The organism is Mycobacterium sp. E2497, assembly GCF_001668695.1.
GTDB lineage: Bacteria > Actinomycetota > Actinomycetes > Mycobacteriales > Mycobacteriaceae > Mycobacterium.
In genome coordinates this window covers 1-22,172 of sequence record NZ_LZKD01000126.1, presented here as the reverse complement: position 1 = coordinate 22,172, position 22,172 = coordinate 1, and the positions used below count along the sequence as shown (strand labels likewise).

Genomic DNA, 22,172 nt, shown 5'->3' with positions numbered 1-22,172 from the left:
ATTCGGACACGACTCAGGGAGCGCAATGGCGGGGATCGACGGGCAGGTCGTGGCCATCACCGGCGCAAGCAGTGGCATCGGGGAGGCGACCGCCCTCCTGCTCGCCGAGCGCGGAGCGCGGGTGGCCCTGGGCGCTCGGCGGGTCGAGCGCCTCGACGACACCGCACGACGGATACGCGACCGCGGCGGACAAGCCATCGCCTGCGAGACCGACGTCTCGCGGCGCGAAGACCTCGAGCGACTGGTCGCCGCGGCAACCGGCGAGTTCGGCCGGCTCGACGTCCTGGTGAGCAACGCCGGCATCAGCAAGATCGGGCCGATGTCCGATCTCGACGTCGACGGATGGTCGGCGATGATCGACGTCAACCTGCGGGGCGTCCTGCACGGGATCGCGGCGGCGCTGCCGGTGTTTCGGCGCCAGGGACGCGGCCACTTCGTCACGACGGTGTCGACCGCGGGGCTGAAGATCGTCCCCACCATGGCGGTGTACGCCGCCACGAAGAACGCCGTTCGCACGTTGATGGAGGGCCTGCGCCAGGAATCGACCGACGGTGTCATCCGGACCACGTCGATCTCACCGGGATTCGTCGACACCCAACTCGACAGCTCCATTGACGACGCGGAGGTGCGCGCGCAGATCCGCCGCAACATGACCGACTTCGGCCTCCCGCCAGCGGCGGTGGCGCGGGCCATCGCCTTCGCGATCGAACAACCGCACGACGTCGAGATCGGCGACATCACCATTCGGCCCACCGTTCAGGGCTAGCCAGCGCCAGACTGCCACCGTGTGAACAGGCGCCGGATCTGAACCCTTTTCGCCGCCCGGTCGTGGATGATCATCGATGATGCACCGCAGCCGCAGGTCCGACACCCGGGACACCGGGCCGACAGATGATTCCCGGGGCTACGGGTTTCCGTCGCGCCTGTGGCGTCTGCTGGACGAACACCCGCCCCCGGGGGTCGGGCGTGCGCAGCGGTGGCGCAGCCCGCTGCGGGGACCGTGGCTGACTTCCGTGTTCGGTTCGGTGCTGCTGGTGACGCTGCCGATCGTTATCATCACCGGCCTGCTGTCGTACATCGCCTACGGGCCGCGGTTCGGCCAGGCCATCCCCGGCGACGTGGGGTGGTTGAAGCTGCCGACGTTCGATTGGCCCACCAACCCGCCCTGGCTGTACCGGCTGACCCAGGGCCTGCATGTCGGACTCGGGCTGGTTCTGATCCCGGTGGTGCTGGCCAAACTCTGGTCGGTGATACCGAGGTTGTTCGCGTGGCCGCCCGCCCGATCGATCGCCCAACTGCTGGAACGGGTTTCGCTGCTGATGCTGGTCGGCGGCGTCCTGTTCGAGATCGTCACGGGCGTGCTGAACATTCAATACGACTACATCTTCGGCTTCAGCTTCTACACGGCGCACTACTTCGGCGCGTGGGTGTTCATCGCCGGTTTCGTCGTGCATATCGCGATCAAGATCCCGGCCATGTGGGCGGGCCTCCGCTCGATCTCACCGCGGGACGTCCTGCGCACGGGGCGTGCCGAGACGACGGCGCAGGCGCGGGATCCGGACGGATTGGTCGCCGCCGACCCGCACCCCGCGACGGTCAGCCGCCGGGGCGCCCTGGCGCTGGTGGGCGGCGGAGCGCTGTTCATGGCGGTCATCACGGCGGGCCAGACGCTGGGTGGCTACGCGCGGCCCGCCGCGCTGCTGCTGCCGCGCGGGCGCAGCCGCGGTGACGGGCCCAACGACTTCGAGGTCAATCGCACCGCCACCGTGGCCGGGATTTCCGCCGCGAACGCCGGCGAGCGGTGGCGGCTGACCCTGCGCGGGGGCGCGGCCCCCGTCACGCTGGACCGCTCCGCGCTGCTCGCCATGCCGCAGCACACCGCCGTGCTGCCGATCGCCTGCGTGGAAGGCTGGTCCACCACCCAAACCTGGACCGGGGTGCGACTGGCGGACCTGGCCCGCCTCGCCGGCGTGTCCGCCCCGGAAGCGGCGCACGTCTCCTCGCTGGAGCGCTCCGGGGCGTTCGGCCGCGCCACACTGCAGGGGAGCCAGGTGCTGCACCCCGACGCGCTGCTGGCGTTGCGTGTCAACGGAACGGATCTGTCCCCGGATCACGGCTTCCCGGCGCGCGTCATCGTGCCGGCGCTGCCCGGGGTGCACAACACCAAGTGGGTGGAGTCCATCGCCTTCCGGGCGGCCGCGAATGGGTAGCGCCCGAACCCATTTCGTCAGGCTCTACGGATCGCGCCCGCTGCACCTGCTGATCCTGGTCGCCGGGTTCGCGCTCTTGGGCTACGTGGTGGCCACCGTGGGGCCGGCCGCGCTGTGGAACCCGCAGGTGTGGTGGCAGTCGATCATCGTGTGGTTCGCCGCGGCGATCGTCGCCCACGACCTGGTGCTGTTCCCGGTCTATGCGCTGCTCGACGGGCTGCTGTCGCGGACCGTCGCGCGGCTCGCGCCGCCTCGCGTCCCGGTGGTCAACCACATCCGGGTGCCGGCATTGGGCGCCGTTCTGACGCTGCTGGTGTTCCTGCCCGGCATCATCAGACAGGGCGCCGCGACCTATTCGGCGGCGACCGGTCAGACCCAGGACCCCTTTCTGGGCCGCTGGTTGCTGTTGACCGCGGCGATGTTCGGGGTCAGCGCCGCCGTCTACGCGGTCCGGCTGGCAACGGCGGGCACGCGGCCGGGGCGGGTGCCCGGGCTACATGTTGGCGATGATCTGTAGGCGCTGCGCGCTGTACTCGGTGTCGGAGATCGCGCCCCGGGCGTGCAGCTGCTCCAATTGTCTGAGGCGTTCGGGAGCCGGCGGCTCCGACAGCGGGAGCGCGGCCGGGCGGGCGTGCAGCCCGCCGTGGTGCTGCACGGTGCCGCCCTTGGTGGTCCATCCAGCGCCCAGGTCGATGAGCCGCAGGGCGAACAGCACGCCGGCGCCCGTGATCGGCAGGCCGAGGTAGAGCATCCACTCCAGCGGCATGCCGGCTCGGCTCAGCGCGAAATAGCGCGTCAGCAGAACCAGCGCGAGCAGCCCGCCGGCCAGCAGCACGACGACCTTTGTTTTCATCCGCGGTGTACCTCCGTGTAGTTCGCCGCCGTCGGCGGCAGCGTCTTGTGGCAAGTGCAAACCACCCCCGGCGCTACCGATCCCAAGGGCGCCGGGCTGCTTCACCGTGAGCGGCTGCCCTTGGCGGATCCTTGACGAGTTCTTGGAGTGTCCTTTGAAGTGCGCGCGTGTTCTGCGCGTGGCGACGCGAGTTACTAGAGTGGTCAGGCGTGGGGAACGGGCGAAGCAGGACGGCCATGGCGCTGTGCGCCTGCGGGGCCGCGCTGGTCGTGGCGTTCGGTTGGTCGGCCGGCGACGTGGCCGTGGCGGCCGCTTCTTCGTCGAGCGTGACCCCGCCCCCGCCTGCCCCGGGCGGCGCCCTGCCGGTCCAACCCGCCGGCGGGGGCGGCTGCATCATCGGCCTCAACTGCGGTTGCACGCGCAACTGCCATAAGCCGCGCCCCCGTCCTCCGGGCCCCGTTAGCGACCCGCAACACGACGCGGCCGCGCCGGCCCCGGAGAACCCCTAGGGGGCCGTTACCCGACGAGGCCGCCGGCCGCTTTCCTATCATCGGCTGATGGAGATCGAGTCCTCGCCGGCGTTCAGTGCCGAGGACTCGGCCCGGTTTCGGGCTGCCGGATGGTGGTCTGACACGACATTGTCGGACACGGTGCGTTCCAACGCCGAACGGTTCCCGGATCGCCCCGCCTACGTCGACCACCCCGGGGCATCGTTGACGTGGCGCGAATTCGACAGCATTGCGACCGATTTGGCCGAAAGCCTGGCCGGCGCGGGCGCGGCTCCCGGCGACCGGGTCGCGGTGTGGCACGGCGACTCCGCTGCCCTGCACGTGCTGTTCGTGGCGATCGAGCGCTGCGGGGCCGTCGTCGTCGGCATCGGCGCGCGCGCCGGAGCCCGTGAGGTCGCGGCGATACTGCGCAGCGCCCAGCCGCACATCCTGATCAGCGACCCGCAGCGCGGCGATACCGCGGCGGCCGTCGCCGGCGAGCTTGCGCTCCCCACGCTGATGTTGAGCACGGACGCCGGCGCGCCACGACTCGACGTGCGGGTGGCGCCCAAGGCGCTTGGCGCCGAATCCCGGCTCGGGCCCGACGATGTCTTCCTCATCAACTCCACCTCGGGGACCACCGGCCAGCCCAAGTGCGTGGTGCACACCCAGAACCGTTGGTATTACTTCCACCAGAAGGCCGTCGCCAACGGGCTGCTGACGCCGGAAGACGTTTTCCTGCCGGTCATCCCGATGCCGTTCGGCTTCGGGTTGTGGACCAGCCACACCACGCCTATCTATCTGGGCGCCACCGCGGTCATTCTGGGACGGTTCAGCACGGGGGCGGCCTGCGAGGCGATATCCCGGCACCGGGCCACCGTATTGTGCTGTGTCAGTACGCAGTTGACCATGCTGATGGCGGATCCCGCGACCCGCGACCATGACCTGAGCTCGCTGCGCGTCGTGTTCACCGGCGGCGAGGCGCTGCCGTACCGGCCGGCCGCCGAGTTCGAGGAGCTCACCGGCGCCAAGATCCTGCAGTTCTACGGCTCGAACGAAACCGGGATGCTGAGCGCCACCAGCCTCGACGACACGCGAGAACGCCGACTGCGCACCGGCGGCCGGATCGTGCCCGAAATGGCGGTCCGGCTCTTCGACGGGGACAGGGACGTGACCGCGACGGGCAAAGGTCAGCCGGCCTGCCGCGGCCCGGCGACCAGCCTCGGCTATCTCGGCGGGACCGATCACGACAAGTTGTTCACCCGAGACGGCTGGATGCGCATGGGGGACCTCTGCGAAATCGACGCGGATGGGTATCTGACCGTCACCGGGCGAACCTCCGACTTCATCCTGCGCGGGGGGAAGAACATCAGCGCAACGCAGGTCGAGGACGCCGTCACCACCCACCCCGCCATCGCGGTGGCGGCGGCGGTCGCGATGCCCGATCCGGTGTTCGGCGAAAGGGTCTGCCTCTACGCCGAACTCGTCGATTCGGCGACGATCGACCTGCCCGAGCTGGTCGAACACCTGCTGGCGCTGGGAGTGTCCAAGGAGCTGTTGCCCGAGCGGCTCATCGTGGTCGACGACCTCCCGCGCTCGTCGGGCGGGAAGGTTGCCAAAGGCCGGCTCCGCGAGGATATTCGAGCCAGAACGGAGGCCGATCATGAATGCTCCTAACGCGCGCCGGGGCGGCCTGGAGGTCTGGGCACCGTCGGTGGTTCCCCCGATCGGGGTCGACCTGTCCGACGAGCAGGCGCTCGCGGTGGCCTTCCGCCACCTGGCCGCCATCGGGTTCGCCGAGAACATGGCCGGACACATCACCTGGCAACCCGACGGCCAGACGGACATGTTGGTCAATCCGTGGGGGCTGTGGTGGCAGGAGATCACGGCGTCCGACATCTGTGTGGTCGACGCCGACGCCCGGGTGCTGCGCGGCCGCTGGGACGTCACCCCGGCGATCCACATCCACACCGAGCTGCACCGCGTCCGCGACGACGCCCGGGTGGTCATCCACAACCACCCCTACTACGTCTGCGTGCTCGCCGCGCTGGGCCGGCTGCCCGAATTGGTGCACCAGACCGGTTCGCTCTTTCTCGACGACCTGTGCCTGGTGGACACCTACGACGGCGAGGTCGACAGCCCGGCGCGCGCCGCCGACCTGGCCGCCCGCATCGGCGCCGCCAACCTGACCATCCTGGCCAACCACGGCGTCATCGCGACCGGGCGCACCCTGCCCGAGGCCGTCTACCGCGCCGCGTCCATCGAACGGGTCTGCAAGCTGGCCTACGACGTGCTGCTCACCGGCATCCAGCCGGTGGCCATGGACTGGTCGGACATGGTGGGCATGCAGCGGTCGCTCGTCGAACGGGCCGCCGACGTGTACTGGGCGGGCGCCGCCAGGATGACCATCAAGGCCGATCCCGACGTGCTCACGTGAAGCGCACACTCAACGACGCTGTCGGGCAAGGAGATTGACGAGTGAAATCGATCGACGAGCTGGCCGCCGACCTCAGCTTCACCACCGCCAAGACCGGTGAGCAGCGTTCGGTCACCTTCCTGCCGGACCCGCCCCGGGCGCCGCGGCGCTACACGGTGATCTCGGTTGACGATCACATCGTCGAACCGCCGGACACCTTCACCGGACGGTTGCCGCGCAAATTCGCCGACCGTGCACCCAAAGTGGTGGAAACCGACATCGGGGGACAGACCTGGGTCTACGACGGCCGGGAACTGCCCAACGTCGGGTTCAACGCGGTCGTGGGCCGGCCGGTGGCCGAATACGGCTTCGAACCGGTGCGGTTCGACGAAATGCGCCGGGGCGCCTGGGATATTCACGAGCGCGTCAAGGACATGGACCTCAACGGCATCTACGCCTCGCTCAACTTCCCGTCCTTTCTCCCCGGATTCGCCGGCCAGCGGCTGCAGCAGGTCACCGGCGACCGCGAGCTGGCGCTGGCGTCGGTGCGCGCGTGGAACGACTGGCACCTGGAGGTGTGGGCGGGCTCGTATCCCGAACGCATCATTCCGTGCCAGCTGCCCTGGCTGCTGGACCCCGAGCTCGGCGCCAAGATGATCTACGAGAACGCCGAGCGTGGGTTCCACGCGGTGACGTTCAGCGAGAACCCGGCGATGCTGGGCCTGCCGAGCATTCACTCCGGGCACTGGGACCCGATGATGGCGGCGTGCGCCGAGACGGACACGGTGGTGAACCTGCACATCGGCTCGTCGGGGTCGTCGCCGTCCACCACCGCCGACGCGCCGCCGGACGTGCAGGGCGTGTTGTTCTTCGCCTACGCGATCTCCGCGGCCGTCGACTGGTTGTATTCCGGCCTGCCCAGCCGGTTCCCCAACCTGAAGATCTGCCTGTCGGAGGGCGGAATCGGTTGGGTCGCCGGGCTGCTGGATCGGCTCGACCACATGCTCAGCTATCACGCGATGTACGGCACCTGGCAGGCCCTGGGCGAAAGCCTCACTCCGGCGGAGGTTTTCACGCGGAACTTCTGGTTCTGCGCCGTGGAGGACAAATCGTCGTTCGTCCAGCGCGACCGGATCGGTGTCGACAACATCATGCTGGAAGCCGACTACCCGCACTGCGACTCCACGTGGCCGCACACCCAGCAGACCATCCACGAACAAGTCGGCGACCTGCCCCCGGACGTGATTCGCAAGTTCACCTGGGAGAACGCGTCCCGCCTGTACCGGCATCCCGTGCCGGTGGCAGTGCAGCGCGATCCCGACGCGTTCTGACCGACATGGCCACCGCCAGAGTCGACTTCAGCTCCGTGTCCTGGGGCTCGGTGGAGTGGACGAACCTCGTCACGCTCTACCTGCGCGCGTGCGAAAGCCGTTCCCGCCGGCCCATTCTGAATGACAAGACCGCCGCGGAAGCGGTGGACCGCATCGACTACGACTTCAAGCGAATCCACCGCAGCTCGCTGCCGGCGTCCAACCAGTACCTGGTCGCCCTGCGGGCCAAGACGCTCGACGACTGGTGCGCGGCGTTCCTGCGGCGTCACCCCGACGCGGTGGTGCTGCATCTGGGGTGCGGCCTCGACGGCCGGGCGTTCCGGCTGCCGGTGCCGTCGTCGGTTTCGTGGTTCGACGTCGATCAGCCCGCCGTGATCGAGCTGAGGCGGCGGCTCTACGACGACACGGAGCGCTACCGGATGATCGGCTCGTCGGTGACCGATCCGCGGTGGCTGGATCAGGTCCCGGCCGGGCGCCCCACGCTGGTGGTCGCCGAGGGCCTGCTGATGTATTTGACCGAGCAGCAGGTGCGGCAGCTGCTACAGCGGTTGACCGACCGATTCGACTGTGGGGAAATGCATTTCGACACGCTGTCGGCGCTGGCGCCGCTGCTGTCGAAGCTGTTCACCAGGGGGATCATCAAGTGGGGTATCCGCGACGCGCGGGAGCTGCAGGCGTGGAACCCCAGGCTGCGGTTGCTCGAACAGACGTCGACCCTGGCGGGCTACCAGCGGATCGACTCGACGGCGGTGCGGACCATCTACCGGGTGATGTGGTTTGCGGGCGCCCGCAACTACGACGTGCTGAACCGCTTCGAGTTCTAAGCCATCACAGGTCGGAAGCCAGCCGCCGCAGGATGTCGGCCGCCGGTTCGGCGGTGGCGTTGCGGTACCCGGTGCCCGCCCAGAGGTGGACGAAGTCGGGTTTGCCCGCCGCGGCCGCGGCCTTGCGCAGCGGGCTGGTGAGGTGGTGGAGGGCGGGATAGCCCAGCGGCGCCTGGGCCTCGTGGGCGTCGATGAACGCATTGCGCAGCCCGCGGGCGGGGCGGCCGGTGAAGGCGTGCGTGAGCACCGTCTCGGTGTACCTGGGATCGGTCAGGGCCGCCCGGTGGGTGGCCGAGGCGCCGCTTTCGTCGGCGCGCAACAGAACCGTCCCGACGGCGGCCGCCGCCGCCCCGGCGCGGATCACCTCGGCCACGGCGGCGGGGGTGGCGAGCCCGCCGGCCGCCATCACCGGCAGCGGCACCGCCGCGACGACCCGTGCGACGAGCTCGGCGATCGGTACCGGCGTCAACGGCTTCCGGGGCGAGAGCGTGCCGGAGTGACCACCTGCGGCGACGGCCTGCACGGCGAGCATGTCGACCCCGGCGTCACGCGCCTGCACCGCCTCCTCGGGCGTGGTCACCGTCTGGACCACCACGCTCTGGGCTTTCTGCAGCGCGGAGATCACACCGCGCGGCGGGATGCCGAACGTGAACGACACCATCGGAACCGGGTCGTCGAGCAACAGCGCGATCTTCTCGTCGAATTTGTCGGTGTCCTCGACGGGTTCCGGGGGCAGCGTCAAGCCGAACTGGTCGGCGTCGCGCTGAACGATCGCGGCATACGCCCGGTAACTCCCGGTATCGACTGGTAGGGGATTGGGTGCAAACAGATTGATGCCGAACGGGATGCCTTCGGCCCGAACCTCTTTCAGTTCCGCTTCGACGGCCTCCACGGTCTTGTAACCCGCGGCCAGCAGGCCGAGGGCGCCGGCGCGGTTCGCGGCCGACACCATCGCGGGCGTGGTCGGGCCGCCCGACATCGGGGCGGCGACCAGCGGAATGGACATCCCGAACTGTGTCAGCATCTTCAAGGGCCCTTCCCGTCTCGCGGGCGCGCATGGCGCCGCTCTGACAATAACGACGTGCCGTCGCGGCGGCATTCCGCACCGCGGCCGGACCTGGCAGGATGCTTCAGCGTGAAGAGGCCCAACTTCCTCGTGATCGTTGCGGACGACCTCGGGTTTTCCGATATCGGCGCCTTCGGCGGAGAAATCGAGACACCCAACCTGGATCGGCTCGCCCACGCCGGCCTCCGGTTCACCGACTTCCATTCCGCGCCGGCCTGCTCGCCCACCCGGGCGATGCTGCTGACCGGAACGGACCACCACGTTGCGGGGATCGGCACGATGCTGGAGGTCGCGGGCCCCGGCTTCCGCGGCGCCCCGGGGTACGAGGGCTACCTCAACGACAGGGTGGTGGCCTTGCCTGAACTGCTGCGCGACGCCGGATACCTGACGTTGATGTCCGGCAAGTGGCATCTGGGCGCCACCATCGAGACATCGCCCTGGGCACGCGGATTCGAACGGTCGTTCGCGCTGCTGCCGGCCGGGGCCAGCCACTTCGGCGGCGGCGGGGCCCGGAGTTTCTCGCCGGTGCCTACGCTTTACACCGAGGACGACCGGTTCGTCACCGTCGGGGACGACTTCTATTCGTCGGACTCCTACACCGACAAGCTGTTGCAGTACCTGGGGGAACGCGCACCAGGCGACGACCGGCCGTTCTTCGCGTACCTGCCCTTCCAGGCGCCCCACTGGCCGCTGCAGGCCCCGGACGAATCGATCGCGAAGTACCGCGGCCGCTACGACGCCGGCCCCGACGCGCTGCGCGAGGAACGCCTGGCGGCCCTCAAGGGGCTGGGCCTGTGCCCTCCGGACGTCGAGCCGCACCCGGTCGTCGCCGACGGCGCCCCGGAGTGGGCCGACATGACCGACGAACAGCGTGCGGTGTCGGCCCGCAGCATGGAGGTCTACGCCGCCATGGTCGACCGGATGGACTGGAATATCGGCCGGGTGATCGACTTCCTCTCGGAGACCGGCGAACTCGACGACACGGTCGTGATCTTCCTGTCCGACAACGGTGCCGAGGGCGCAATCGTCGAAGCGATGCCGCTGGTCGGTCCCCGCATCGCCGAGCAGATCGAAAAGCATTGCGACAACAGCGTCGACAACCTCGGCCGGCCCTCCTCGTTCATCTGGTACGGGCCGCGGTGGGCGCAAGCCGCCACGGCGCCGTCGCGGCTGCACAAGGCGTTCACCACCGAGGGCGGGATCCGGGTGGTCGGTTTCATCACCTGGCCCGGATTCGACCGGCAAGCACAGATCGGCACCGCGTTCAGCACCGTGATGGACATCGCGCCGACGGTGCTCGAACTGGCGGGCGCCACGCATCCCGGGGCGGCGTATCGCGGGCGCGAAGTGGCACCGATGCGCGGCCGCTCTTTGGTGGGATACCTGTCGGGCGGCGCGGAAACGGTGCACGGCGCCGATACCGGCACGGGCTGGGAGTTGTTCGGACGCCGCGCCATTCGGCAGGGGGACTGGAAGGCGCTGCACCTGCCGGCACCGTACGGCCCGGGCAGTTGGCAGCTCTACGATCTGGCCTCGGATCCCGGAGAAATCCACGACCTGGCGGACTCCCACCCCGACAAGCTGGCCGACCTGCTGGCGTTGTGGGATCGCTACGTCGAGGAAAACGGCGTGATCCTCGACCCCGTCTCGGTGTTCGACCTCGAGCTGTGACGGGTGAGTTCTGATGGCTGAGACGACAGCTGAGACGACAGCTGAGACGACAGTTGAGACGACAGCTGAGACGACGACGTGCGCGATCGTCGGTGGCGGCCCGGCCGGCATGGTGCTGGGGCTGTTACTGGCCCGGGCGGGTGTCCAGGTGACCCTGATGGAGAAGCACGGCGACTTCCTGCGGGACTTCCGCGGCGACACCGTCCACCCGACCACCATGCGACTGCTCGACGAGCTGGGGCTGTGGGAACCCTTCGCGGCGTTGCCTTTCACCGAGGTCCGCACCGCGAAGCTCGAATCCGACGGGCGGTCGGTGACCTACGTCGACTTCGAGCGGTTGCGCCAGCCGCATCCCTTCGTCGCGATGGTGCCGCAGTGGGACCTGCTCAACCTGCTGGCCGATGCGGCACAGGCGGAGCCGAGCTTCTCGCTGCGGATGAACACCGAAGTCACCGGGCTCCTGTGGGACGACGGCAGGGTTGCCGGAGTGCGCTACCGCGGTCCCGACGGTCCGGGCGAACTGCGGGCGGAGTTGACCGTGGCCTGCGACGGCCGCTGGTCGGTCGCGCGCCGGGCGGCGGGGCTTGAGGCGCGCGAATACCCGGTGAAGTTCGACGTGTGGTGGTTTCGGTTGCCGCACAAGGAAGACACCGAATATTCGTTCCTGCCACGGTTGGGCCCGGGCAAGGGGCTCGCCGTGATCCCGCGCGAGGGCTATTTCCAGATCGCGTATCTCGGGCCGAAGGGCACCGACGCCCAGCTGCGGGCGCGCGGCATCGAGGCGTTCCGGCGCGACGTCCAAGAGCTGCTTCCCGATATGCCCGAATCGGTGGCGGCGCTGCAATCCATGGACGACGTCAAACACCTGGACGTGCACGTGAATCGGCTCCGTCGCTGGCACACTCGGGGGCTGCTGTGCATCGGCGATGCGGCGCACGCGATGTCGCCGCTGGGCGGCGTCGGCATCAACCTCGCCGTCCAGGATGCCGTCGCCGCCGCGACGGTGCTGGCTGAACCGCTGCGGCGGCACCGGGTCGGCCGGCGCGAACTCGCCGCGGTGCACCGCAGGCGCGTGTTCCCCACGGTGGTGACGCAACTGGTCCAGCAGGTGCTGCACCGGATGTTGCTCGGGCCGTTGCTGCGCGGTGCGGATCCCACGCCGCCGGCGGCGCTGCTCGGCCTGATGCAGCGGCTGCCGTGGCTGTCGGCCGTACCGGCCTACTTCGTCGGCGTCGGCGTGCGGCCCGAGCATGCCCCCGCGTTCGCGCGCCGCCCCGCCGCCGACCGCGATGGCTGAGTCGGCTCCCCGAGAGGTTTGCTACTTAGCGACCTGGGGTAACCCTCTCGTGACAATTTGAGGTCGGGAAATCGGTCCTATCCGCGCAGCGCGGACGCCGCCTCTGGCGAGCCCTGGACCGAGAGGGGGCCAGAAATGGTGAATCTCAAGAAAATCGCAGGTCAAGCCGCCGTCGCCGGCGCGTTGAGCGCGGCGGCACTCGGTCTCGGTACCGGCGTGGCGCAGGCCCACCCGGGACCGTGGCCTCCGCCGGTCCCACCGGGTCCGCACGTGGTCGACGATGGTCACTGGAATCCGCTGCCGCCTGGGCAGGTCAAGCAGATTTGTCCCTGGCAGGCCCCGCCCGGCCATTGGATCGGCGGCCCGCACGGGGTTCCCTGCACCTGATCCCGGGGTAGCCGGCCTCGGGGCTGATCTCCGCAAGAATTCCCCTGGCGGAGACCCGAATACGCGGACGCCGGGCGCCGTGTCAGGTGGGCCGACCGGCCAGCTGGGCCAGTTGTGCGGCCCCCTCGGCCGTTTGGGTGGTCAGCGCGATGCGTCCGGAAGTGACCTGTTCTTCGATGATCGGCGCCTCGATGACGAGATTGTCGCGGACGAAGGCCACGTGGTCCTGCAGGTGGGCGCCGGTGTATGACGCCCATGCGGCCGCCGACGAGGGATCCAGGCTCAGGGTCACGTCGTAAAAACCCGCGGTCAGCGACCTCGGCGGGTCGACGTGCAGCAGCCCGAGTTGCATGGTCTCCGGGCCGAGCATGTACAACGTTGTTCGCCCGATGTCGCACGTGGTGAGCGGATCGGTCGGCGCCACGCCGTGATTCGGGTCGGCGGCCGGGCACTTCTGCGGGCTGGTCGGCTGCGACTTGTTGACCGGGCGAACCGGCAGCGGCGCGATTTTCACGATGGGTGCGGCCGGCGTGACCGGCGCGGTTGTCGTGGGTGCCGGGGTAGTGGTCGACGTGGTGGGCGCCGCCTGGTGCCGCGTCGCGTGGCAGGCGCACGTCAGCGCGCCGAGCAAGCCACTGCACGCCAGCCAGGCGGCCGTGACGCGCAATCGGCCACGCGTGGGCCGGTGCGTCACCGCGTCCACCGGGTCACCGGTCCGGCGTCGAATCATCCGGCCATTCTTCCAGCCGGAACCGCACCGCAAATGAGCCCGGCACAAAAGGGGGCGGCACGCTTTACCGGCACTACGAATATAGAGTAGCGTCTCGAGCGGAGAGGACGCCATGGAGCAACGTCGCAAGCCTAATCCCGGTGCGCGCCGCCGCGACCTTTGCGATGCGGCGATTCAGTTGTTGGCCGACGACGGGGCCAAGGGGCTGAGCCATCTCAAGGTGGACCGCAAGGCCGAGGTGCCCGACGGGACGACGTCGTTCTATTTCCGCACCCGCTCGGCGTTGCTGCGCGCCGTGGCCGAACGCCTCGCCGAGCTGGACCTCGCCGACCTGCAGTCCGTCGCCGACGACTCCGACGGCCGGGGAGGCAACCCGTCGCCCTCGCGGCTGTCGCAGGTGGTCATCCGATCCGGCGACGAGCCGCAATTGTCCAGGACCAGGGCCCGCTACGAGCTGACCATGCAGGCCGCCCGCGACCCGTCGCTGGCCGCCATCCTGCAGCGCGCCACCGACGAGTTCACCAAGCTGCATCGCGAGATCCTGGTTCAGCTCATGCCGCACGGCGCGGACCTGGATCCCGCGGTGGTCGAGGATCTGAGCAACGTGACGCTGACGTTCATCAACGGCCTGCTGCTGCGGTTCGCACACGGCGACCGGATCGTCGACACCCCCGAGCGGCTCGACGGGATCCTTTCGGCCATCGCGGCCGGCATTCTGCGCAGCCCCCACCGGGGCCGGCTGACCGAGTCCGCAGGACGGCGCCCGGTGCGGCGCGCCACGGCGACTGGGTGAGCACGGCATGGGGTCTTGCCAGACCATTCCCCGTATGGTTCTCTACGAGAATAGAGTTAAGCCACGCTGAGGGGCGGATTTCGACCCAGCCCATGCGCAAGTCGCAGCAAATGCAATTAAGCGGAGTGTATAAATTGCCCGATCCGGATCCGGCGCTGCCAGGTGGCGGGGATGCCCGGTAAAAGGCTCCCGTAGGAGGGATTTCGTGACGACGAGCACCGAGAGCCATGTGCGATTCGACCCGTACGACGTCGAGCTGATCGCCGACCCGTATCCGATGTTCGCGCGGCTGCGCGAAGAGGCGCCGCTTTACTACAACGCCGAATACGACTTTTTCGCGGTGAGCCGATATGCCGACGTGAACAAAGCGCTGGTCGACCACGCGACTTTCAGTTCCGCCCGGGGCGCCATTTTGGAATTGATCAAGGCGAACCTCGAGATTCCCTCGGGGATGCTCATCTTCGAAGACCCGCCGATTCACGACGTGCACCGCAAGCTGTTGTCGCGGATGTTCACCCCACGACGGATCGCGGCGCTCGAGCCGATGATCCGCGACTACTGCGCCCAACTGCTGGACCCGCTGATCGGCTCGGGGCACTTCGACTTCGTCGCCGACCTCGGCGCACAGATGCCGATGAAGGTCATCAGCTCGCTGCTCGGCATCCCGGAGGACGACCAGGTGTACATCCGGGACCGCGGCAACGCGCAGCTGCGCACCGAGGCGGGCAAGCCGATGGCCGCGGCCGAGCACGGGCTGTCGGTGGGCGAGCAGTTCGAGGCCTACATCGACTGGCGCGCCGACCATCCGTCGGATGACATCATGACCGAGCTGCTCAACGTCGAATTCGTCGACGAGGCCGGCACCACGCGGCGGCTCACCCGCGACGAGATCCTGGTCTACCTCAACGTCGTGGCCGGCGCGGGCAACGAGACCACGACCAGGCTGATCGGTTGGGCCGGAAAGGTTCTCGCCGAGCACCCCGACCAGCGTCGCGACCTTGCCGCGCATCCCGAGCTGATCCCGCAGGCGATCGAGGAGTTGCTGCGCTACGAGCCGCCCGCCCCCCACGTTTCGCGGTATGTGACCCGCGACGTCGAGCTCTATGGCCGGACGGTGCCCGAGGGCAGTGTCCTGATGATGCTCATCGGTGCGGCCTGCCGCGACGAACGCCAATTCGGGCCCGACGCCGGCGAATTCAACATCCACCGGACCGTCCGCCCCCACCTCACCTTCAGTGTGGGCACCCACTTCTGCCTGGGATCGGCGCTCGCGCGCCTGGAGGGCCGGGTCGCGTTGGAGGAGATCTTGAAGCGATTCCCGGAGTGGGAGATCGACCTGGCCAATGCCACGCTGAGCCCGACGTCGACGGTGCGCGGCTGGGAGTGCATGCCTGCCCTGGTGCCCAGATGACCGGCCGCGTCGAGGGCAAGGTCGCGTTCGTCAGCGGCGCCGCCCGGGGCCAGGGCCGCAGCCATGCGGTGCGCCTGGCGCAGGAGGGCGCCGACATCATCGCGATCGACGTCTGCGGGCCGATCGAAAACCTGGCCTATCCCCACTCGACGCCGCAAGACCTGGCCGAGACGGCCGACTTGGTGAAAGCCCAGGACCGTCGCGTCGTCACCGCGCAGGTGGACGTCCGCGACTACGAGGGGCTCAAATCCGCGGTGGACGGGGGTGTGGAACAGCTCGGGCGGCTCGACATCATCGTCGCGAACGCGGGCGTGGGCACCGACGGCAGGAAGCTGCACAAGATTCGGGAGAACGTCTGGCAGGACATGATCGACATCAACCTGACCGGCGTCTGGCACACGGTCAAAGCCGGCGTCCCGCACGTACTCGCGGGCGGCCGGGGCGGATCGATCGTGCTGACCAGCTCGGTCGGCGGGCTCAAGGCCTATCCGAACACCGGCCACTACGTCGCGGCCAAACACGGCGTCATCGGCCTGATGCGTGCCTTCGCCGTGGAGCTGGGCCCGCACATGATCCGCGTCAACGCGGTGCTACCCAGCCAGGTCAGCACCACAATGGTGATGAACGACAATACGTTTCGACTGTTCCGCCCCGACCTGGAAAACCCGGGACCGGACGCCTTCGCCCCCATTTCCCAGATGATGCACACCCTGCCCGTGCCGTGGATGGAACCCGCTGACATCAGCAACGCGGTCCTGTTCCTCGCCTCTGACGAATCGCGTTATGTCACCGGCGTTTCGCTTCCCGTCGACGCGGGCAGCTTGCTCAAATAGGCGCACGTTCAAGAGAAGGTGGAGAAGACCATGCCCGAGTACGACTACGAAGAAATGAAGAAGGAAGCCGAGCGGTTCATCAAGTTCGAGAAGGACAAGAAGAACCGGATCGCCTACATCACCTTCAACCGACCCGAGGAGTTGAACTCCACCACCCTGGGCATGCGGCAGAACTACGCCGACCTGATCCACAAGTGCAACGTCGACGACGACGTCAAGGTCGTCGTGATCCGCGGCGAGGGTGAGGATTTCGGGAGCGGTGGCGATCTGCCCGAACAGCGGGGAATGCTGGAGAACCCCGGGATGCCGCTGCTGCACGAGCTGGCGATCAACGACGACGACGTCAAGTACCCGCCCGGCGGGTCCTACCGCTACCTGTCGACGGTCACCGACTTCTACGCCAAGGCCCGCGCCGGAAACCGCCCGCTTCAGGAGCTGCGCAAGATCAGCATCATCGAGGCCAAGGGCTATTGCTACGGCTGGCATTTCTACCAGGCCGGCGACGCGGACCTGGTGGTGTCCTCCGACGACGCCCTGTTCGGGCACCCGGCCTTCCGCTCCGTGGGCTGGGGCCCGCGGCTGTGGTGGTGGGCCGAGACGATGGGCCTGCGCAAGTTCTCCGAAATGCTGTTCACCGGGCGCCCGTTCACCGCCAAAGAGATGTACGAATGCGGCTTCATCAACAGCGTGGTGCCCCGGGAGAAGCTGGAAGAAGAGACGCTGAAGTACGCGATGGCGTGTTCGCGCTCCCGGCCGACCGACACGGTCGCGGTGCAGAAGACCTTCCTGGAGCTCTACAAACAGCACAAAGGCGAATACTTCGGCAGCCTGCTCACCGGCATGGTCGAGGGCATGCTCCCGATGATCACCAACGACGCAGAAGAGGTCGACCTGACCGCGGGCACCTTCGAGAAGGGCCTGAACAATGTGGTCAAGGACAACGACCTGAACTTCCCGCCGGAGTGGCGGCTGAGCCGCTCCGGGCGCGCGAAGCCCTGACCCATTGGACGGGCTGGCATGTCGGCGCTGACGGGGTTCCGGGTCGTTGAGCTGGCCGGCTCCGTCGCGGGAGAGTACTGCGGAAAGCTGTTGGCGGACTTCGGCGCCGAGGTCACCAAGGTCGAGGCGCCGGGGTGCGGCAGCCCGACGCGGGCGATGGCACCCATCGTGGCCGACGGGTGTGACGGGAGCGGGCTGTTCGCGTACCTCAACACCAACAAACAGTCGGTCGTGCTGGATCTGGGTTCCGACGGCGACGTCGAGACCGTCCACCGGCTCATCGACAGCGCCGACGCGGTCATCAGCGACGGGGCCACCGACTGGTCGCAGCGCCATCCGGCCGTGGTGTTCTGCTCGATCACACCGTTCGGGCGCGACGCCCCCCGCGAGTTCGCCAATGCGAAGAGCATCAACGTTTTCCACGCCAGCGGCTGGGGCTACCACACACCCAGCCATGCCGACCCCGCCAGGCCGCCGCTGCAGGGGCCCGGCCGGTTCCTGGCCGACTACGAAGCGGGGCTGGAGGCCGCGCTCTGCGTGACGGCAGCACTGTTCGGGCGCCTGCACAGCGGTCACGGCGACTCCATCGACATCTCCGCGCACGGCGTGCTGGTTTCCCGCGCCGACTGCATCCTCGGCCGGTTCATCACGGGCGAGGTCATGGCCGAAGGCCACCGCGGCGATTACGACCAGGCCGGTCCGGCAGCGTTTTTCGCGTGCGCCGACGGGTTCGTGTACCTCTACATGACCAGCCGCGCCCACTGGCGGGGCCTCAAAGAGCTGATGGGTCAACCGGACTGGCTGGATGCGTTCGACGACGACTGGCTGGAGTTCTCCGTCACCGCGGAAAGGGTTGCCGCATTCCGGCGGGGCTTCGCGGCGTGGGTCCGCGACCGTGCCAAGGAGGCGACGTCCGAGGACGCTCAGCGCCTGGGCGTGCCGCTGGTTCCGGTGAACGGCGCCGCCGACCTGCACGAGTCGCCGCAATACCGCCACCGCGGCTTCTTCCAGCACGTCCGGCACCCGCTGCTCGGCGACGCCGCGTATCCCACGGTGCCGTACGCGTTCAGCGCTTCCCCGGCCCGGATCACCTCCGCCGCACCCATGCTCGGCCAGCACACCGGGCGGGTTCTGGAAGGCATCGGCTCGCCCCGCCCGCGGCCGCAGGTCGTTTCCGCGCAACTCAAGCCGCCCAGGGAATCGCGCGGTGGGCCGCTGGAAGGGGTCCGGGTCGTCGAGCTCACCAAGGTGTGGGCCGGCCCCTACGCGGGCAAGCTGCTGGCGATGCTGGGCGCCGAGGTCATCAAGATCGAGACGGCGGGCAGCCCGGAGGAGATGCGGGCCTACGGCGGCACCGACATCGACCACGCGCCCTACTTCCTGAGCATCAACCCCGAAATCCTCAGTGTGGATCTCGATATCAAGTCCACTGAGGGCATGGCGCGGTTGCGTGACCTCATCGCCCACAGCGACATCGTGATCAACAACCTGCGCCCAGGCGCGATGGAACGGCAGGGCCTGGGCTATGAACACCTGAGGAAGATCAAGGCGGACATCATCTCGGTGTCGATCAAGATGTGGGGCAACGACGGACCGCTGGGCCATCAAACCGGTTACGCGCCAAGCTTCGCCGCGCTGGCCGGGCTCGCGTCACTGGTCGGCTACCGGGGTGGGCCACCCTTGGGGACGAGCATGCGCTACGGCGATTCGACCGTCGGCGCGGCCGCCGCCTACGCCGCCGTGGTGGCGTTGCTGCATCGCGAACTCACCGGAGCCGGTCAGTTCGTCGACCTGTCGGCGGTGGAAACCCTGTCGACGATGATTGGCGACAGCCTGCTCCAGGAAGCGTTGACCGGGCGTCGCCTCGAGCCCAACGGTAACGACCACCCCGACCTGTGCCCGCATGGCTGCTATCCGTGCGCGGACGGCGCCTGGGTCGCGGTGGCCGTCGAGTGCGACGCGCAGTGGCGGGCCATGTGCGACGTGCTCGGTGCGGGACCGTTGGCCCGGGAGCCGCGCTGCGCCACCATGGCCGAGCGGCGGCGCCACGCCGCAACGCTCGCCGCCGACCTGGCGCAACTCACGGCACGCCACGATGCCGAGCACCTCGCGCATCGCCTGCGCGCGGCCGGGGTCCCGGCGGTCAAGAGCGCCACGGCCCTCGACGTGATCGGCGACCAACGACTCTGGGACCGCGAACTGTTCCGATTCGTCAGCGACCACCGTGAGGGCCAGCGGCCCATCGTCGGCCCGTCCTGGCGGATGGCGCGCGGTCAGGCGCGCATCGCCCGTGGCGCCCCGGATCTGGGCGAGGACTCCGAGTACGTCGTCCACGGGATACTGGGCGCATGACGGGGACGCTTGCACACACCGCGGCGCTGGTCACCGGCGCCAGCAGCGGTATCGGGGCCGCGACGGCCAAAGCACTGGCCGCCGAAGGCGCGGCGGTGGCCCTGCTCGCGCGCCGCGCCGAGCGGCTCGCCGATCTGAAAGCCGAGATCGAGTCCGCCGGTGGCACGGCGCTGGCCGTGCCGGCCGACGTCACCGACGCCGAGCAGGTGTCGGAGGCTGTGCGGCGCGCCGTCGCGGAGTTCGGCCGGCTCGACACCGTGGTGAACAACGCGGGACTCATGCAATCCGGACCAGCGGTTGAGGCCTCGCTGCGGGATTGGGACGCGATGGTGACGGTCAACGTGCAGGGCGTGCTGTATGTCACCCGTGCGGCGCTGCCGCACCTGATCGACGCCGCCGCCGACTCGCCGCGTGGCGTCGCCGATCTGGTCACCATCAGTTCCACCGCCGGGTGGGTGGCCCGGCCCAACACGGCCGTCTACTCGCTGACCAAATTCGGGGTCAACGCGTTCAGCGAGGGCGTTCGCCAGGAGGTGCTCGGGAAGCGGGTCCGCGTCGGCGTGGTGGGCCCCGGAACCGTCGACACCGAGATCTTCAGCCACCTCGCCGAGTCGTCGCGGGAAGCGGTCGAGCGCCAGACCGCCGGCATGGTCAAGCTGCGCCCGGAAGACATCGCCGACGCGGTGCTGTTCATGGTGACCCGCGACCGTCGGGTGGCCGTCAACCACATGCTGGTGCGCGCGGCCGAACAAACCTGGTAATCAATTGAGTTCGCATTGGGCCGTCGGCGACCGTTATGGGCTGGCGTTCCCCGCCGACGCGGCGGCGCTGCACAGCGGCGGTGCGCGCTTTCTCACCGAGGCCTTACTCGCATCCGGAGCATTGCGGGACAACAGCGTTACTCGGGTGACCGGGTTCCGTGAGGTCGCCGGCGGCAGCACCGGGCGCAAGGTCGCTCTCACAGTCGAATACGCCGGACCCGCACCCGGTCTGCCCACGGACTTGTTCGTCAAGTTCTCGCGCGACTTTGACGACCCGGCGCGGGACCGCGGAAAGGCGCAGATGGAGCCGGAGGTGCGGTTCGCGGCGCTGTCCCGCGCGCAGGGGTTTCCCATCGCGGTACCGAAGCCGCAATTCGCCGACTACCACGGCGAGACCGGCACCGGGATCCTGATCACCGAACGGATCCGTTTCGGCCAGAACGGAATCGAACCGCAGTATCACAAGTGCCTCGACTACGAGATGCAGCAGCCCGTGGAGCATTACCGCGCGCTGCTCACCGCGCTGGCCCGGCTTGCCGGCACCCACCGGTCCGGGAGGTTGCCGGAGTTGACCGCGGCGTTCCCGTTGGACGTGGCGGCCGCGACGGTGGGGGAGCGTGCGCCGCTGTCGACGGACAAGCTGGTTCGCCGAGTGGACCAACTGGCCGCGTTCACCCAGGCTCATGACGGATTGCTGCCAGGCGGTTCGCCGGCGTTGATGGCCCGCCTGCGTGCAGAAGTGCCGCGGCTCGCGCACCACGAGCACGCGATCACCGGCCTCCTGGCCGAAGACTCCGACTATGTCGCGCTGTGCCATTGGAACGCCAACATCGACAACGCGTGGTTCTGGCGCGACACCGGCGGCGCTCTGTGCTGCGGCCTGATGGACTGGGGGTGCGTCGGCCAGATGAACCTGGGCATGGCGATCTGGGGCGCCATGTCGGGCGCCGAGACCGATTTGTGGGACGCCCATCTCGATGAATTGCTGCAGCTGTTTGCGACCGAGTTCCATCGTTACGGCGGGCCGAAACTCGATCCGGTTCGGTTGCGCCGGGACACCTTGCTTTACGCGGCGGCAATGGGGGTCACCTGGCTCCTGGGCGTGCCCGCGATGATCCGCAAGCGGTTCGAGGCCATCCCAGACAGCCGCACGCACCCGCTCATTCGCGACGACGAGAGCGTGCGAGCGCCGCTGCAGATGCTGTCGAATCTGCTGTTCCTGTGGGACCGGCATGGTGTTGGCGAGCTGCTGGACGCCGCTTTGACGGAGTGGCCCCGCTGAGCTAAGCCGCGTCGTCGTCGTCGTCGTCATCGTCATCGTCGCGCAGCAGCTTCTCCGGATGGTGAAAAGTGTTGGTGCGTGGCCGGTCCCTGTCCAGGCGGGGCGGCGGTACCCATTCGGTGTCGCCCCTGGCGTTCTTGCGGGTTGTCCAACCGCCGGGTTTGAGCATGCGGTGGTGAGCGCCGCAGGCGAAGGTGAGGCCGTCAATGTCGGTGCGGCGGCACTTGACCCAGTCGGTGACGTGATGGACCTCGGAGAGATAGCCAGGCACGGTGCAGCCGGGTGCCGAGCAACCACGGTCCTTGGCATACAACATGATCCGCTGGCCGCGCGAGGCGAGCCGCTTGGTGTGGTACAGCGCCAACGCTTTGCCCTCGTCGAAGACGGCCAAGTAGTGACGCCTCTCTGTGTCAAGGGTGTTGGTTGTAGCGTGTGATTGCGGGCCCGGGAAGTGACTTGTCTGAAGTG

General features: G+C 68.6%; 19 protein-coding genes and 1 pseudogene. 16 read left to right on the top strand and 4 right to left on the bottom strand.

Annotated features, from left to right (window positions below; translation table 11 throughout):
* The first annotated feature begins 25 nt into the window (after positions 1-25).
* From A5713_RS10125 to A5713_RS10115, 3 genes are all read left to right on the top strand, one after another.
* A complete protein-coding gene (locus tag A5713_RS10125; RefSeq protein ID WP_068095187.1) occupies positions 26-766 on the top strand; it encodes an SDR family oxidoreductase in 741 nt (246 codons plus the stop codon).
* Positions 767-845: 79 nt separating this feature from the next.
* Complete coding sequence (locus tag A5713_RS10120; RefSeq protein WP_231980331.1) at positions 846-2,210, top strand: molybdopterin-dependent oxidoreductase; 1,365 nt, start codon at positions 846-848, stop codon at positions 2,208-2,210.
* Entirely contained in the window at positions 2,203-2,727 is a 525-nt protein-coding gene (locus A5713_RS10115; protein WP_068095185.1) for a hypothetical protein, read from the top strand. Before A5713_RS10120 ends, A5713_RS10115 begins: the two co-directional genes overlap by 8 nt.
* On the opposite strand, the gene A5713_RS10110 is transcribed toward A5713_RS10115, so the two are convergent.
* Positions 2,704-3,063 carry an SHOCT domain-containing protein gene (locus A5713_RS10110; protein ID WP_068095183.1) on the bottom strand — a complete coding sequence of 120 codons (360 nt, stop codon included), beginning with the start codon at positions 3,061-3,063 and terminating at the stop codon, positions 2,704-2,706. The genes A5713_RS10115 and A5713_RS10110 overlap by 24 nt on opposite strands.
* Positions 3,064-3,620: 557 nt before the next feature.
* Here A5713_RS10110 and A5713_RS10100 point away from each other — a divergent pair.
* The 4 genes from A5713_RS10100 to A5713_RS10085 are packed head-to-tail and all read left to right on the top strand — an operon-like array spanning position 3,621 to position 8,122.
* Positions 3,621-5,228, top strand: coding sequence for a class I adenylate-forming enzyme family protein (locus A5713_RS10100; protein ID WP_068095179.1), 1,608 nt, complete (start codon positions 3,621-3,623; stop codon positions 5,226-5,228).
* Complete coding sequence (locus tag A5713_RS10095) at positions 5,215-5,988, top strand: class II aldolase/adducin family protein (protein ID WP_068095177.1); 774 nt, start codon at positions 5,215-5,217, stop codon at positions 5,986-5,988. Before A5713_RS10100 ends, A5713_RS10095 begins: the two co-directional genes overlap by 14 nt.
* Positions 5,989-6,029: 41 nt before the next feature.
* The gene (locus A5713_RS10090; protein ID WP_068095173.1) at positions 6,030-7,298 is read left to right on the top strand and encodes an amidohydrolase family protein; all 1,269 of its coding nucleotides are present in this window, start codon (positions 6,030-6,032) and stop codon (positions 7,296-7,298) included.
* A 5-nt stretch (positions 7,299-7,303) separates the two neighbouring features.
* The gene (locus A5713_RS10085; RefSeq protein WP_068095171.1) at positions 7,304-8,122 is read left to right on the top strand and encodes a class I SAM-dependent methyltransferase; all 819 of its coding nucleotides are present in this window, start codon (positions 7,304-7,306) and stop codon (positions 8,120-8,122) included.
* A gap of 4 nt (positions 8,123-8,126) precedes the next feature.
* On the opposite strand, the gene A5713_RS10080 is transcribed toward A5713_RS10085, so the two are convergent.
* Positions 8,127-9,146 (bottom strand): nitronate monooxygenase family protein, encoded by a 1,020-nt coding sequence (locus A5713_RS10080; protein ID WP_068095169.1) that lies wholly within the window; start codon positions 9,144-9,146, stop codon positions 8,127-8,129.
* A gap of 111 nt (positions 9,147-9,257) precedes the next feature.
* On the opposite strand from A5713_RS10080, the gene A5713_RS10075 reads away from it, so the two are divergent.
* Entirely contained in the window at positions 9,258-10,859 is a 1,602-nt protein-coding gene (locus A5713_RS10075; RefSeq protein ID WP_068095223.1) for an arylsulfatase, read from the top strand.
* A 13-nt stretch (positions 10,860-10,872) separates the two neighbouring features.
* Positions 10,873-12,156, top strand: coding sequence for an FAD-dependent oxidoreductase (locus tag A5713_RS10070; RefSeq protein ID WP_082972879.1), 1,284 nt, complete (start codon positions 10,873-10,875; stop codon positions 12,154-12,156).
* 469 nt (positions 12,157-12,625) lie between these two features.
* On the opposite strand, the gene A5713_RS10065 is transcribed toward A5713_RS10070, so the two are convergent.
* Complete coding sequence (locus tag A5713_RS10065; protein ID WP_369804392.1) at positions 12,626-13,210, bottom strand: preprotein translocase subunit SecD; 585 nt, start codon at positions 13,208-13,210, stop codon at positions 12,626-12,628.
* A 175-nt stretch (positions 13,211-13,385) separates the two neighbouring features.
* On the opposite strand from A5713_RS10065, the gene A5713_RS10060 reads away from it, so the two are divergent.
* From A5713_RS10060 to A5713_RS10030, 7 genes are all read left to right on the top strand, one after another.
* On the top strand, positions 13,386-14,066 hold the full coding sequence (locus tag A5713_RS10060; protein WP_068095165.1) for a TetR/AcrR family transcriptional regulator: 681 nt from the start codon (positions 13,386-13,388) through the stop codon (positions 14,064-14,066).
* 205 nt (positions 14,067-14,271) lie between these two features.
* A complete protein-coding gene (locus A5713_RS10055; RefSeq protein WP_068095163.1) occupies positions 14,272-15,477 on the top strand; it encodes a cytochrome P450 in 1,206 nt (401 codons plus the stop codon).
* Positions 15,474-16,310 (top strand): mycofactocin-coupled SDR family oxidoreductase, encoded by an 837-nt coding sequence (locus A5713_RS10050; protein WP_068095160.1) that lies wholly within the window; start codon positions 15,474-15,476, stop codon positions 16,308-16,310. Before A5713_RS10055 ends, A5713_RS10050 begins: the two co-directional genes overlap by 4 nt.
* 30 nt (positions 16,311-16,340) lie before the next feature.
* Entirely contained in the window at positions 16,341-17,309 is a 969-nt protein-coding gene (locus A5713_RS10045) for an enoyl-CoA hydratase/isomerase family protein (protein WP_068095220.1), read from the top strand.
* Positions 17,310-17,327: 18 nt separating this feature from the next.
* Complete coding sequence (locus A5713_RS10040; RefSeq protein WP_068095158.1) at positions 17,328-19,661, top strand: CaiB/BaiF CoA-transferase family protein; 2,334 nt, start codon at positions 17,328-17,330, stop codon at positions 19,659-19,661.
* The gene (locus A5713_RS10035; protein WP_068095155.1) at positions 19,658-20,422 is read left to right on the top strand and encodes an SDR family NAD(P)-dependent oxidoreductase; all 765 of its coding nucleotides are present in this window, start codon (positions 19,658-19,660) and stop codon (positions 20,420-20,422) included. The genes A5713_RS10040 and A5713_RS10035 overlap by 4 nt, the downstream gene beginning before the upstream one ends.
* Positions 20,423-20,426: 4 nt before the next feature.
* Positions 20,427-21,704, top strand: coding sequence for a hypothetical protein (locus A5713_RS10030; RefSeq protein ID WP_068095152.1), 1,278 nt, complete (start codon positions 20,427-20,429; stop codon positions 21,702-21,704).
* Position 21,705: 1 nt separating this feature from the next.
* On the opposite strand, the pseudogene A5713_RS10025 reads toward A5713_RS10030, so the two are convergent.
* Positions 21,706-22,104, bottom strand: a pseudogene (locus A5713_RS10025) (DUF222 domain-containing protein); the annotation flags it as partial.
* Positions 22,105-22,172 lie beyond the last annotated feature (68 nt).

Coding starts and splice junctions, on each gene's coding strand:
- A5713_RS10115 (WP_068095185.1), top strand. CDS start 2,203: ATGGGTAGCGCCCGAACCCATTTCGTCAGGCTCTACGGATCGCGCCCG.
- A5713_RS10120 (WP_231980331.1), top strand. CDS start 846: ATGCACCGCAGCCGCAGGTCCGACACCCGGGACACCGGGCCGACAGAT.
- A5713_RS10050 (WP_068095160.1), top strand. CDS start 15,474: ATGACCGGCCGCGTCGAGGGCAAGGTCGCGTTCGTCAGCGGCGCCGCC.
- A5713_RS10125 (WP_068095187.1), top strand. CDS start 26: ATGGCGGGGATCGACGGGCAGGTCGTGGCCATCACCGGCGCAAGCAGT.
- A5713_RS10080 (WP_068095169.1), bottom strand. CDS start 9,146: ATGCTGACACAGTTCGGGATGTCCATTCCGCTGGTCGCCGCCCCGATG.
- A5713_RS10095 (WP_068095177.1), top strand. CDS start 5,215: ATGAATGCTCCTAACGCGCGCCGGGGCGGCCTGGAGGTCTGGGCACCG.
- A5713_RS10060 (WP_068095165.1), top strand. CDS start 13,386: ATGGAGCAACGTCGCAAGCCTAATCCCGGTGCGCGCCGCCGCGACCTT.
- A5713_RS10035 (WP_068095155.1), top strand. CDS start 19,658: ATGACGGGGACGCTTGCACACACCGCGGCGCTGGTCACCGGCGCCAGC.
- A5713_RS10085 (WP_068095171.1), top strand. CDS start 7,304: ATGGCCACCGCCAGAGTCGACTTCAGCTCCGTGTCCTGGGGCTCGGTG.
- A5713_RS10040 (WP_068095158.1), top strand. CDS start 17,328: ATGTCGGCGCTGACGGGGTTCCGGGTCGTTGAGCTGGCCGGCTCCGTC.
- A5713_RS10045 (WP_068095220.1), top strand. CDS start 16,341: ATGCCCGAGTACGACTACGAAGAAATGAAGAAGGAAGCCGAGCGGTTC.
- A5713_RS10100 (WP_068095179.1), top strand. CDS start 3,621: ATGGAGATCGAGTCCTCGCCGGCGTTCAGTGCCGAGGACTCGGCCCGG.
- A5713_RS10110 (WP_068095183.1), bottom strand. CDS start 3,063: ATGAAAACAAAGGTCGTCGTGCTGCTGGCCGGCGGGCTGCTCGCGCTG.
- A5713_RS10070 (WP_082972879.1), top strand. CDS start 10,873: ATGGCTGAGACGACAGCTGAGACGACAGCTGAGACGACAGTTGAGACG.